We start from the raw sequence: 13012 nt of genomic DNA on the forward strand, positions 1-13012 counted from the left end.
TTTCATAAAATTAACTATTCATCCCGTCCATTTCTCAATTTTATCATTTTAACTATGCTCAATTTTATAAATCGTTGTTTGTTTATAAATCTCACCAGGTCTTAAAACTGTATTTGGAAACTGGGGTATATTAATCGCATTAGGATGGTGCTGTGTTTCTACACAAAAGGCTTCAAAAGGATGATAATCTTTTCCTGCTTTACCACCTTTCACGTCCATATATTTCGCTGTATAAAAATGCGCTACGGGTTCAGTTGTATATACAGATAGTTTTAGTCCCCCGCTTTGTTCTGAAGTTTCCGAAGCAAGTGTAAATTCCCCATACTCTTTATCAAGAACATAAGTCTGATCATATCCTTCTGCAGCATTCCAGTCACGTCCAATAGTTTTATCACCTAAAAAGTCATGTATCGTACCTGCTACCGGCAATAGTTTTCCGGTAACCACATAATTATCGTCCTGTTCCAGGTAATAACTGGCAGGCATCCTGTGCAAATGATCCGCCACTGAGCCACCATCAGGTGATAAATTAAAGTAACTATGATGAGTCAGGTTAATTGCCGTAGGGGCATCGGTTGTTGCTTTAAAGTCAAGAATCAACTCATTTTCATCCGTAAGCTTAAACGTAAGCTGAACAGTGAGGTTTCCTGGAAAATGCTCTTCACCTGCCGCACTGACATATTGCAGGGTAACGCTTGGATCAATTGTAGATAATACATCCCAAACCTTTCTGTCAAAACCAATATCTCCACCATGCAGGCAATCTCCGCCACTGGCTTGCGAAAGCTGATAGGTTTCACCATCTATCGAAAATCTTCCGTTTTTAATCCGGTTCGCATAACGGCCGATTACAGCGCCGAAATAAGGATAATTTTGCAGATAGTCCTCACTGGTATATTGATCTACATCATCAAAACCCAATACAATATCCTGTTTCTCTCCGTGCTTGTTGGCAACGATAAATTTGTTGATAATAGCGCCATAATTATATATTTTAACATAAGTGCCTTGCGTATTGGTCAGCTCTACACCTAATATCTCTTTCCCATCAATAATTTTTCCAGTCTTGATCAGCTTTGTTTTCATCTCTTTATTTATCGTTTTTTCATTTTTGATGGAACCATCCTGATCTTATCATCACCCTATGATATGATCCGTGAGATCATGATGGTTTCCCTGTTTATTCATTTCTTTTTTTGATGGAGTATCCTCGCTTTTTTATGTACTTTTTTACGAGTCCAAACCCATTTTGAGCTCATAAATCGTATCTTAGGAGCGTTGTTATTTAAAACAATACTATCAATACTTTATTTAAAACCGAAACTTAATTTAAAATATAATATTAAACCGAACAATGAAAACCGAAATGATCAGTAAATTCCTGGAGAAATATGGACATGAGCCAAAAAAGAACTATTTTACCCCCGGTCGTGTAAACCTTATTGGAGAACATATTGATTATAACGGAGGCTTGGTTATGCCCTGTGCCGTTACTTTAGGAACCTGGTTGAGCATTGCGCCCAACGACGATAATGTCATCCGGTTTAAGAGTGTAAACTTTCCTGAAGAACGTGAATTTGAACTTCAGTCTTCTTATACCAAAACCGGTCCTGAATGGTACAACTACCCATTGGGTGTGTTCCATGAAATCTTAAAAAAACACCAGATCCCAACAGGCTTAGATCTTCTGTTTTCCGGGAATATTCCAATTGGCTCAGGTTTATCTTCCTCAGCCTCTATAGAAGTAGCCATGGCTTATGCTTTAAATGATTATTTTAACCTTGGCTATGAAAAAATTGAAATCCCGTTATTGGCCCAAAAAGTGGAGAATGAATTTATCGGCGTAAATTGCGGTATCATGGACCAGTTTGCCGTTGCTTTTGGCGAGACAGACAAAGCCATCGTATTGAACTGCGACACCTTAAAATATAAAATTGTTGACTGTAATCTGGGCGACTACGTACTGGCCATCATCAATACCAATAAACCACGAAAACTGGCTGAGTCCAAATACAATGAGCGTGTGGCAGAATGTCAGACCGCATTGCAACAATTAAACCAGGAAATTACCCTGCATAATCTTTGCGAATTGACCGCGGAAAAATTTGCCTTGCACAGCCATCTGATTACAGATCCAACTGTGTTGAAAAGAGCAACCCATGTAATCCGGGAAAATGACCGTGTAAATTTAGCTGCCAAGGCTTTAAATGAGGGCAACTTAACTGAGTTTGGCCGATTGATGTATGCATCTCATCAGTCACTCAAGGACCTATATGAAGTAACAGGCGCAGAACTGGATGCTGTTGTGGAATTCTGTTCCGCTTATGAACACGTGATTGGTGCACGGATGACAGGTGCAGGCTTTGGTGGTTGCGCCATTGCTTTACTTAAGAAAGGCCAGGAAGATGACTTTGCCGGAAAGCTCGGTGATTTTTATGTAGCGCGCATCGGTTACCCTGCTGCCATTTATGTCAGTGAAATTGGTAATGGTGCTTCCGTGATTTAATTTTACTTTTGCCTTATGCAAAAGTTAAAATTAGATGAGCTGAACCGTGTAGGAGTTGAAGAATTTAAAGGGCAAGAGAAACTACCAGTTATAGTGGTATTAGACAACGTGCGCAGCATGCACAATATTGGCTCGGTTTTCAGAACAGCAGACGGCTTTGCCATTGAAAAACTATGTCTGTGCGGCATTACGGCCCGGCCACCGCACAGAGAAATTGAAAAAACAGCTTTAGGTGCTACACAATCAGTAGACTGGGTTCATTTTGAAACTACTCTTGATGCCATAGCTTCCCTAAAGGCCGATGGTTATCAGATCATTGGCATAGAACAGGCTGCCGGCAGTATCATGTTAAATACCTATAAGCCTTCCAGGTCTAAAAAATATGCACTAATTTTTGGCAATGAAGTGAATGGAGTTGCTGATGAGGTGATGGCCCGAATTGATGAGTGTATTGAAATTCCGCAGTTTGGCACCAAACACTCATTTAATATCGTTATCTCTGCAGGTATTGTACTTTGGGATTTCTTCGCTAAATTAAGATTGTAGCACTGCAACATGTACTTTAACAAGAAAGGCGCTGGTAAAATGCCAGCGCCTTCTTATTTCTTATCCTAATTACTTATGCGTAAGGAATACCATCTTTAGATGGTAAGCTGCTATGCCCCATCAGGTATTGGTCTACTTTGCGGGCAGCTTCCCTACCCTCAGAAATTGCCCAAACTACTAAAGACTGACCACGGCGCATGTCACCGGCAGCAAATATTTTAGCAATATTGGTCTGATATTTACCTTCCTCAGCTTTAACATTACCTCTGTTGTCTGTTTCCACACCTAATTTTTCAATTAAACCTTCTTTTTGCGGATGCAGGAACCCCATGGCTAACAATACCAGCTGGCAAGGCAAATCACGTTCTGTACCAGGTTTTTCCTTGAAGTTTAAAGGGCGGCCGGCAGGATCAATATCCCACTCTACATCCACCACTTTAACTGCTTTCAGGTTTCCATGCTCATCTTTGATAAACTCCTTGGTGTTCACCCCCCAGCCACGTTCACAACCCTCCTCGTGCGAGGTAGTTACTTTCAGCAGCATCGGATAAGTTGGCCATGGCATATTTGATGTACGTGCCGAAGCGGGCATTGGCATGATCTCGAACTGTGTTACCGATTTAGCACCCTGACGGTTAGAAGTTCCAATACAATCAGATCCGGTATCACCGCCACCAATTACAATCACATCTTTTCCGGTAGCTAAAATGTCTTCTCCTTCAACTGCAAAACCTCTTACACGTTTATTTTGCTGCTTTAAAAAGTCCATTGCAAAATGAACTCCTTTTGCTTCCCTGCCCTTAGCAGGGAGATCACGTGGAATGGTTGATCCGCCAGCAAGGATGATCGACTGATAATCCCTCAATAAGGTGTTCAGTTCTACATTCACACCCACGTTTGCATTACATTTAAATACGATACCTTCCTTCTCCATCAATGCAATACGCCTGGTTACCACATCTTTTTGCAGTTTAAAATCAGGAATGCCGTAATTTAATAAACCGCCCGGGGTATCGTCACGTTCGTAAACAACTACCTCATGTCCGGCTTTATTCAATTGTGCAGCAGCAGCTAAACCTGCAGGTCCAGAACCTATTACCGCAACTTTTTTACCTGTGCGGATCAGTGGCTGCTCAGCTTTGATGTAGCCTTTTGCAAAAGCAGTTTCGATGATGTGCTTCTCAATCTCTTCAATGGATACCGGAGACTTGTTGATACCCAGTACACATGCCGATTCGCATGGTGCCGGACAAATTCTACCCGTAAATTCAGGGAAATTATTGGTGCTCAGTAAAATAGTTGTTGCCAACTGCCAGTCACCTTTATATACAGCTTCGTTAAATTCAGGGATTACGTTACCCAGCGGACAGCCCGACTGGCAAAACGGCACCCCACAATCCATACATCTTGCTGCCTGTTTGTTCATTTGCTCAGCTTCAAAAGTTTCCACAAACTCGTTGTAATGTTTCAAACGAGTTTTAGCATCTTCTTTTACAGGAGCAGTTCTATCATACTCTAAAAATCCAGTTACTTTTCCCATTGTCTAAGCTATTTTTGAATTATTTATTCTGGTCATGTTTCTTTTTCGTTGATCTGTGAGTGGCTTAAACTTTAACTTTTTGAGCCCTGCTTTGTAATACTGCTTTGTATTCTTTAGGGAATACTTTGATGAAATGTGCAGATTGTGTAGTCCAGTCATTTAAAATGAACTTAGCCACATTACTGTCTGTCAATTGGATATGTCTTTTCAACAATACATTGATCCTCAGTTCGTCCTGCTCATCCAGTGGATCAAGATCTACCATTTCCTTATTGCATTTACTGGCAAAGTCACCTTTGGCATCATATACCCAGGCAATACCACCACTCATACCTGCAGCAAAATTGCTTCCTGTACCACCAATTACCAGTACTTCACCACCCGTCATGTACTCACAACCATGATCACCAAGTCCTTCAACAACGGCTGTGGCCCCAGAGTTTCTTACCGCAAAGCGCTCACCCGCCTGTCCGCGTACAAACAGCTCACCAGAAGTTGCACCATATAAAGCTACGTTACCAATGATGATATTTTGCTCAGGAACATACTTGATGTTACTGAAAGGATAAATGGCCAATCTTGCACCTGAAAGTCCTTTACCTACGTAATCGTTGGCTTCACCTTCCAATTGCAATGAAATACCTTTTGCTGCAAATGCACCAAAGCTTTGCCCGGCAGAACCTTTAAATTTAAAGTTGATGGTGTCTGCAGGTAAACCCTGGCTTTTATAGATTTTAGATACTTCATTAGAAAGCATAGTACCTATTGCGCGGTCTGTATTTTTCAATTCAAACTCTCTGTATATAGGCTCTTTGCTGGCTAAGGCCGGCTGTGCAGCTTTAATCAGTTCATGATCCAGCACGGTTGCCAGTCCATGATCCTGCTCTTCAGTCTGGTACAAGCTCAATCCGTTATCCGGTGCTTTATATAAAATGGCAGAAAGATCAAGGTCCTTTAATTTCCAGTCGGCCGGCTCTACCGCACGTACACTTAAAGCGTCTGCCTGTCCAACCATTTCCTGCACCGATCTGAAACCAAGTTCAGCCATAGTCTCCCTTAACTCTTCAGCCAAGAAATAGAACAGGTTAACTACATGTTCAGGTTCGCCTGTAAATAACTTCCTTAAATTAGGATCTTGTGTAGCCACCCCAACCGGACATGTATTTAAATGACACTTACGCATCATGATACAGCCAGAAGTTACCAGGGCTGCCGTAGCTACACCCCATTCTTCCGCCCCCAGTAAAGTTGCTATCGCGATATCTTTACCAGTTTTTAGCTGTCCGTCGGTTTGCAATACTACCCTGCTGCGCAACCGGTTTTTAACCAATGTCTGGTGCGCTTCCGCTAAACCAAGTTCCCATGGCAAACCAGCATGTTGTATGGACGTTAGAGGTGAAGCACCAGTACCACCGTCAAATCCTGATACCAGGATCACATCAGCATGCGCTTTAGCTACACCTGCGGCAATTGTACCGACGCCTGCTTTGGAAACCAGTTTAACATTGATCCTTGCCGCACGGTTGGCATTTTTAAGGTCGAAGATCAGCTGCGCCAAATCTTCGATAGAATAAATATCGTGGTGTGGAGGAGGTGAAATTAAACCTACTCCAGGGGTAGCATGACGAACCTTTCCGATCCAGTCGTCCACCTTTTCACCAGGCAACTGTCCACCTTCACCAGGTTTAGCACCCTGTGCCATTTTTATCTGCAGCTCATCTGCATTGCTCAGGTAATAACTGGTTACCCCAAAACGTGCCGATGCAATCTGTTTAATAGCAGAACGCATAGAATCGCCATTTGGAAGCAGCTCGTACCTCATTTCATCTTCACCACCCTCGCCGGTATTGCTTTTCCCGCCAATGCGGTTCATGGCGATGGCCAGGGTAGAGTGTGCCTCATGAGAGATAGATCCGAAAGACATTGCTCCGGTAGCAAAACGTTTCAATATGCCTTCAACCGGTTCCACTTCTTCCAATGGAACAGCCGGACGGTTATAATTAAATTCAAATAATCCCCTGATGGTAAAGGCCTGATTGGTTTGCTCATTTACCAGTTTTGAATATTGTTTGTAAACACTATAATCCTTTTTGCGGGTCGCGTTTTGCAGCAAGTGTATGGTTTGAGGGTTGAACAAATGTTGTTCACCTTTGCGTTTCCATTTGTAATTACCGCCGGTAGGTAATATCGGATCAGGACGATTGGCCAGTTTAAAGATCCTGTTGTGCTTGATTAAAGTCTCTCTGGCAATCTCATCTAAACCTAATCCACCAATTCTTGAAACCGCACCAGTAAAGTAATTGTCCACCACGCTTTTATTGATACCCAAAATCTCAAAGATCTGTGCACCATGGTAGGATTGCAAAGTAGAAATTCCCATTTTAGAGAAGATCTTCAGCAAACCGTTATTTACTGCATAAATATAATTCTGGAATAGTTTTTCTTTCTTAGCACCAAATTCCGTTTCAAAACCAGCGATGGTTTCCAGTGCCAGGTAAGGATTTACCGCAGTGGCACCAAAACCAATTAAAGTTGCAAAATGGTGCACTTCCCAAACATCACCTGCCTCCACAACGATACCTACCGCACCCCTGTGCCCTTTACGGATCAGGTGATGGTGAACCGTAGAAACAGCCAGTAATGAAGGGATGGCAGCATGTTCCGAATCCAATGCACGGTCTGAAAGGATGATCACCTGGAATCCGTCGTCTACCGCATCTACTGCATAACGACACAGACGATCCAGGGCCTTAGCTAAAGCTCCAGGCTGCCCATCTGCCCTGAAATAAGTTTGCAGGGTTTTGGCCTGGAATACACCGGTATCAATACTTCTTAATTTCTCCAGTTCTACATTGGTCAATATCGGATGCTTGATACCTACGCAATGACATTGCATGGCATTTTCTTCCAGTAAATTACCATTATTTCCCATAAAGCCGGCAAGGCTCATCACCACTTTTTCCCTGATCGGGTCAATCGGTGGGTTGGTTACCTGGGCAAACAATTGTTTAAAATAAGAAGAAAGGTGCTGTGGCTTTTGAGAAAGCACAGCTAAAGGAATATCAGTACCCATTGAACCGATAGGCTCCTTTCCATCTCTGGCCATTGGTTTTAAGATCAGGTCTACATCTTCCCTGCTGTAACCAAATACCTGCTGGTACCTGAAAATAGACTCCTGAGATAAACCACTGAACACTAATCTTGGTTCCGGCAATTCTTCCAGCCTGATCTGGTATTTGTTGATCCAGTCGCTGTAAGGTCTGCTTCCGCATACCTGTTGTTTAATTTCGTCATCGCTGATGATCCTGCCCTGTTCCATGTCTACCACGAACATTTTACCAGGAGTTAAACGACCTTTTTCAATGATCTTACTCTGATCCAATGCCAGGGCACCGGCCTCAGAAGCCATGATCACATGGTCATCTTCTGTAATGGCATACCTTTGCGGGCGTAAACCATTTCTATCCAGCGTAGCACCAATCAGGTTACCATCTGTAAAGGAAACAGCCGCAGGTCCATCCCATGGCTCCATTAAAGTAGCATGGAATTTATAGAATGCTTTTTTCAGTTCATCCATATCCTCATTACCATCCCAGGCTTCCGGGATCAGCATCATCAAAACATGAGGTAAAGAACGTCCTGAATGTAGCAACAGTTCAACAACATTATCTAAACATCCTGAATCAGAGTTGGTCTCATCAATTACAGGAAGCAACATATTTAATTCTTCAGTTGTAAAATAGGAAGATGCAAAAGACTTCACACTTGCCCTGAACCAGTTCAGGTTACCTTGTAAGGTGTTGATCTCGCCATTATGGGCAATATACCTGAAAGGCTGCGCCAGCTTCCATGATGGAAAAGTATTCGTTGCAAAACGGGAATGTACCAAACCAAAGGCCGAAACTACCCTTTTGTCGCTCAACTCCGTAAAATAAGACCGCACCTGCAGCGAAGTAAGCTGACCTTTATATACTATTGTTTTGGAAGAGAAGGAAGCAATATAAAACTCGCCATTGATACCTTTTACGGTGTTGTTAATGGTTTTAGACAGGTAATTCTTGAACACATATAATTTGCGCTCAAAATCAGCCCCGGCATTAATTGCATAAGGACGCGCGATAAAAACCTGTTCCATCTCCGGCTCTACTGATAAAGCCATATTCCCAATTCCTTCCGTATTGGTCAGCACCTTTCTAAAACCTAAAACCTCCAGGTTTAGTTTCTCAGCCGCACGATAAATAATCTCCCTGCATTCTTCTCTAGCTTTCACATCCTTTGGCAGGAAAAGCATCCCTACACCATAATCTCCCGATTCATTTAAGCTGAAGCCTATTTTAAGGCATTCATCATATAAGAATTCGTGAGGTATCTGTATCATAATACCGGCCCCATCGCCTGTATTGATCTCAGCTCCGACTGCCCCGCGGTGATCAAGATTTTCAAGAATAGTTATCGCGTCCGAAATGATTTGCTGCGACTTCCTGCCCTTAATATGAGCAACAAATCCAATGCCGCATGCATCATGTTCAAAACGTTGGTCGTATAACCCTTGGTTATCTTGTGTTAGTTCCATAAGTTCCGTTTAATAATAGTTTGGTATAGTGTATTTCGGACACTAAGATACGAATAAAAATTCATGAATTATAATATTGATATATTTTTTAGGAAATATACAACATATTGTAAATTAAACAACCTCCTATTAACATTATTGTAAAATACAACGATTGAAATTATAAAATTTACAACGCTGTTATTTAGAATAATTTTTCATAACAGGCAATACAGCGCCAGATCGCATTTTTTTTCTTTTCTTTCTAGCTATGAACCTGCAAAAACCTGCCAAACTTTATTGGCCATTTACCTGGATAGCTCAATAGCTATTATAAAAATAGTAAATAATTTCATTTTTTCAATATTCACAATTCATTTACCATCAATCAATTATAGGATTATAGCCCCAAAAGCGCAAATTATTCTGCTTTTACCTTTTGTAGATTAAACTCTTTTGCTACATTTGCGCCGGGCAAGTCTTTTACGATCAGCTCCTTTTGAACTCCCCCAGGGCGGGAACGAAGCAAGGGTAGAAGGTTGTAGCGATGCGATAAAAGTTGCTTGCCCATTTTTTACTTTTCTCCTGATGAAGTAAAAATTCATAAAATTCTATAATAATCTATTATTTCATAAAAGACCTCAGCGGAATTACCTAATTTTGGCTTCCGGTAATAGACAATAACTCATTAACCAATTTGATAATTAAAATAATATGAAATTTTTTATTGACACCGCTAATCTTGACCAGATAAAAGAAGCGCAGGACCTTGGGGTTTTAGACGGGGTAACCACAAACCCAAGCCTTATGGCTAAAGAAGGCATTACAGGTGCCGCCAATGTAATTGCACATTATAAAGCAATTTGCGCAATCGTTGATGACAATGTTAGTGCTGAAGTAATTTCAACGACTTACGAAGAGATCATTAAAGAAGGCGAAGCTTTGGCCAAATTAGACCCAAAGATCGTTGTTAAAGTTCCTATGATCAAAGATGGCGTAAAAGCGATCAAATATTTAACCTCAAAGGGTATCAGAACCAATTGTACTTTAATATTCTCTCCCGGACAGGCGCTTTTAGCAGCCAAAGCAGGTGCATCTTATGTTTCTCCATTTTTGGGCCGTTTAGATGATATCTCAACTGATGGCTTACAACTAATCGAAGACATCAGGTTAATATTTGACAATTATGGATATCCTACCGAGATCCTCGCCGCATCTATCCGCGGACCATTACATATTGTTGCCTGTGCTAAATTGGGTGCTGATGTAATTACAGCTCCATTGTCAGCCATCACTGCATTGTTAAAACACCCTTTAACTGATAGCGGATTGGCTACTTTCCTGGCAGATCATGCTAAAGCTTCTGGAAAACAATAGAAATTCACAACTATAAAAAAGCCTGTATCATGCGATACAGGCTTTTTTTTTATAGAAGCATAGGTTTTACTTTAAATCAGTCATTCCAGCACTGAGCGTCTGAAATTCATCGCCGGCAAGTACCTTTTTTACCAGGTGGTAATCAATTTGCTCATCTGGCACAATCAGTATCCCCTTTACTCCTGCCCCATTTGCAGCCTCAACATCACGCGGTTTGTCACCAATCATCACCGATAAGGCAGGATCAATATTATAGGTTGCAATGGCCTCCAAAAGCATTCCCGACTGAGGTTTTCTGCAATTACATGCCTCGGAAACTGTCGGATGATGCGGACAATGGTAAGCATGTGTGATCAATGCGCCCTGTTCTTCAAATTTAGCGTTTAAATCCCTGTGCATTTCATCAAGCACCTCCTCAGTGTAACGCTGCTGGGCAATTCCACCCTGATTGGTAATGATGATCAGCAGATACCCTTCATCATGAAGTTTCTTTAAGGGGGCTATCTGATATTCCAGTATCTTAAAATCTTCCAGCCTGGTAATGTAATCGTATATTTCATGGTTCAGTACACCATCCCGATCTAAAAAAATAGCTTTGTTCATTGTTGTTATGCTTTATGTACCCTTAGTTCTGTTTTCTTACATATTTGGTAAGAATAACAATCGTTTGTCCCTCAATTTTACCTTCAATCTGATCGGTATTGTTTTCAACCAGCCGGATGTTTTTTACCACGGTACCCAACTTTGCGCTCAAAGAAGATCCCTTAACATCCAGCGTTTTCGTCAATACCACTGAATTTCCGGCCTCCAGCAACTGTCCGTTACAATCTTTATGTACTTCATCGGCACCATTGCTTTCTTCATCAGCTCCGGCCTGCGCCCAGGCTAAAGTTTCCTCATCCAGATACATCATATCCAGGCTATCTGCAGCCCAGCTCTCCGTTTTCAAACGATTCAGCAAACGCCAGGTAATTACCTGCACACCAGGAACAGCACTCCACATGCTCGTCCTTAAACAATTCAAATGCTTAACATCCAAATCTTCTGTTTTTTCCACCTGCGCCAGGCATCTGTCACAGATCATGATGCAGTTATCTTCAGTTCTATCTGCCAGAGGCAACACCTCATATAACACTAAAGCTGCATCAGACTGACACAATTCGCACTTATTTTCGCTCCTTTTAAGTAACTCCTCTTCCAATATTTTCGTTGATTAAGTTAAGGCCATAAAGGTAGCGATTTCAAATGACTAAGCATTAAACCCGCCATCAATGGTAAGCGCCGTACCTGTAATGTATTTACCCTCATCACTGGCCAGAAAAAATACCAGGCCTGCCACATCATCTCCGGTACCATAATCTTTCAGCGCCATACGGCTCCTTAAAAAATCAGCCAGTTCCGTATCAGCCGGATTCATATCGGTATTGATAGGGCCTGGCTGTACCAGGTTCACTGTAATTTCACTTGAGCCCATGTCTCTGGCCAAACCTTTGGTAAATCCGCTCAGCGCAGATTTGCTCATCGCATATAACGTAGATTGCGGTGCTACCGCATTATCGGCCATATTACTCCCAATAGTAATGATCCTCCCGCCATTTGGCATGTGTTTAACAGCCGCCAGTGAAGCTACATAGACTGCACGCACATTTACAGCCATCACCGCTTCATAGTCTTCCAGCGTATGTTCTTCAAATGCTTTTCCAACATAAATACCGGCATTATTTACCAAAATATCAATATGCCCAAAGTCTGCAATGGTTTGATTAACTGCATTGGTCAGTTCTGCAGGATCAGCACTATCAGCCTTGATGGCTACAGCCTTCCCTCCTGTTGCGTTTATTTCCGCCGCCAGCTGCTCGGCCTGCGCTGCAGATTTTGAATAAGTCAATACCACAGTTGCACCTTCAGCAGCTAATCTTTTTGTAATGTTGGCCCCCATTCCACGACCTCCCCCTGTTACCAGGGCTATTTTGTTTTCTAAACGTATCATAATGATCTTTTTTATTATTTGTCATCAAAAGTAAGGTCTCAATGGTATATTTGTAAGTACGGACAAAATTGTTAGGTACTAACAAAACAGTAAGAAATGAGAAAAGATACTTCTACGAATGCTTTTAACGAAAAGCAGATCAATGACAGTTGTGGCATGGCCTACTCCTTGTCGGTTATCGGAGGCAGGTGGAAACCTGCAATTTTATGTAGGTTACTGTATGGAAAAATGCGTTACAGTGACTTAAGAAACTCGATTGCAAATATTTCTGAGCGCATGCTGGTTGCGCAACTGCGGGAGCTGGAAACCGATCAGGTGGTAAAGAGGATCGTACACCCCGTTGTTCCACCACGTGTGGAGTATGAATTAACGGAGCTGGGTTTAACCATGAAACCCATGCTAAAATCCATGTCTGATTGGGGCAACATGCACCGCAGTCAGGTTCAGCATATGGAAAAGTCAATCCCTGAGGATACTTGTTTGATAACGGAGGAACCATGA

Annotated in this window: 10 protein-coding genes and 1 other RNA gene; 5 read left to right on the forward strand and 6 right to left on the reverse strand. The window is 41.9% G+C overall.

Going from position 1 to position 13012, the window contains the following annotated elements; genetic code table 11:
- Window positions 1-48: 48 nt before the first annotated feature.
- On the reverse strand, window positions 49-1086 hold the full coding sequence (locus R2Q85_RS11395; protein ID WP_316811911.1) for an aldose epimerase family protein: 1038 nt from the start codon (window positions 1084-1086) through the stop codon (window positions 49-51).
- A 268-nt stretch (window positions 1087-1354) separates the two neighbouring features.
- Between R2Q85_RS11395 and R2Q85_RS11400 the strand changes: the two genes are divergently transcribed.
- Together R2Q85_RS11400 and R2Q85_RS11405 are read left to right on the forward strand one after the other, a co-directional pair.
- Window positions 1355-2506 carry a galactokinase gene (locus tag R2Q85_RS11400; RefSeq protein WP_316811912.1) on the forward strand — a complete coding sequence of 384 codons (1152 nt, stop codon included), beginning with the start codon at window positions 1355-1357 and terminating at the stop codon, window positions 2504-2506.
- Window positions 2507-2521: 15 nt separating this feature from the next.
- Entirely contained in the window at window positions 2522-3052 is a 531-nt protein-coding gene (locus tag R2Q85_RS11405) for an RNA methyltransferase (protein ID WP_316811913.1), read from the forward strand.
- A 73-nt stretch (window positions 3053-3125) separates the two neighbouring features.
- Here the strand turns inward: R2Q85_RS11405 and R2Q85_RS11410 are convergent, their stop codons facing one another.
- Both R2Q85_RS11410 and gltB read right to left on the reverse strand, forming a co-directional pair.
- The gene (locus R2Q85_RS11410) at window positions 3126-4592 is read right to left on the reverse strand and encodes a glutamate synthase subunit beta (RefSeq protein WP_316811914.1); all 1467 of its coding nucleotides are present in this window, start codon (window positions 4590-4592) and stop codon (window positions 3126-3128) included.
- Window positions 4593-4656: 64 nt separating this feature from the next.
- Window positions 4657-9165, reverse strand: coding sequence for a glutamate synthase large subunit (gene gltB / locus R2Q85_RS11415; RefSeq protein ID WP_316811915.1), 4509 nt, complete (start codon window positions 9163-9165; stop codon window positions 4657-4659).
- 451 nt (window positions 9166-9616) lie between these two features.
- On the opposite strand from gltB, the gene ffs reads away from it, so the two are divergent.
- An RNA gene (ffs, locus tag R2Q85_RS11420) (signal recognition particle sRNA small type) lies at window positions 9617-9716 on the forward strand.
- Between the two features lie 142 nt (window positions 9717-9858).
- Window positions 9859-10521: a fructose-6-phosphate aldolase gene (fsa, locus tag R2Q85_RS11425; RefSeq protein WP_316811916.1), complete on the forward strand. Its 663-nt coding sequence runs from the start codon at window positions 9859-9861 to the stop codon at window positions 10519-10521.
- A 66-nt stretch (window positions 10522-10587) separates the two neighbouring features.
- Here fsa and R2Q85_RS11430 read toward each other — a convergent pair whose 3' ends face one another.
- Genes R2Q85_RS11430 through R2Q85_RS11440 form a run of 3 tightly spaced genes read right to left on the reverse strand, consistent with a single transcriptional unit; the run spans window position 10588 to window position 12511 of the window.
- On the reverse strand, window positions 10588-11124 hold the full coding sequence (locus R2Q85_RS11430) for an HAD family hydrolase (RefSeq protein ID WP_316811917.1): 537 nt from the start codon (window positions 11122-11124) through the stop codon (window positions 10588-10590).
- Window positions 11125-11146: 22 nt separating this feature from the next.
- The gene (locus R2Q85_RS11435; RefSeq protein WP_316811918.1) at window positions 11147-11722 is read right to left on the reverse strand and encodes a PhnA domain-containing protein; all 576 of its coding nucleotides are present in this window, start codon (window positions 11720-11722) and stop codon (window positions 11147-11149) included.
- A gap of 48 nt (window positions 11723-11770) precedes the next feature.
- A complete protein-coding gene (locus R2Q85_RS11440) occupies window positions 11771-12511 on the reverse strand; it encodes an SDR family NAD(P)-dependent oxidoreductase (RefSeq protein ID WP_316811919.1) in 741 nt (246 codons plus the stop codon).
- Window positions 12512-12607: 96 nt separating this feature from the next.
- On the opposite strand from R2Q85_RS11440, the gene R2Q85_RS11445 reads away from it, so the two are divergent.
- Window positions 12608-13012, forward strand: coding sequence for a winged helix-turn-helix transcriptional regulator (locus R2Q85_RS11445; RefSeq protein ID WP_316811920.1), 405 nt, complete (start codon window positions 12608-12610; stop codon window positions 13010-13012).

Origin of the sequence: Pedobacter heparinus (assembly GCF_032678725.1) — a bacterium.
GTDB lineage: Bacteria > Bacteroidota > Bacteroidia > Sphingobacteriales > Sphingobacteriaceae > Pedobacter > Pedobacter heparinus_A.

Bases quoted from the DNA above. Each gene is read 5' to 3' on its own strand.
- R2Q85_RS11395 (WP_316811911.1), bottom strand. From the start codon at position 1,086: ATGAAAACAAAGCTGATCAAGACTGGAAAAATTATTGATGGGAAAGAG.
- R2Q85_RS11400 (WP_316811912.1), top strand. From the start codon at position 1,355: ATGAAAACCGAAATGATCAGTAAATTCCTGGAGAAATATGGACATGAG.
- R2Q85_RS11405 (WP_316811913.1), top strand. From the start codon at position 2,522: ATGCAAAAGTTAAAATTAGATGAGCTGAACCGTGTAGGAGTTGAAGAA.
- R2Q85_RS11410 (WP_316811914.1), bottom strand. From the start codon at position 4,592: ATGGGAAAAGTAACTGGATTTTTAGAGTATGATAGAACTGCTCCTGTA.
- gltB (WP_316811915.1), bottom strand. From the start codon at position 9,165: ATGGAACTAACACAAGATAACCAAGGGTTATACGACCAACGTTTTGAA.
- fsa (WP_316811916.1), top strand. From the start codon at position 9,859: ATGAAATTTTTTATTGACACCGCTAATCTTGACCAGATAAAAGAAGCG.
- R2Q85_RS11430 (WP_316811917.1), bottom strand. From the start codon at position 11,124: ATGAACAAAGCTATTTTTTTAGATCGGGATGGTGTACTGAACCATGAA.
- R2Q85_RS11440 (WP_316811919.1), bottom strand. From the start codon at position 12,511: ATGATACGTTTAGAAAACAAAATAGCCCTGGTAACAGGGGGAGGTCGT.
- R2Q85_RS11445 (WP_316811920.1), top strand. From the start codon at position 12,608: ATGAGAAAAGATACTTCTACGAATGCTTTTAACGAAAAGCAGATCAAT.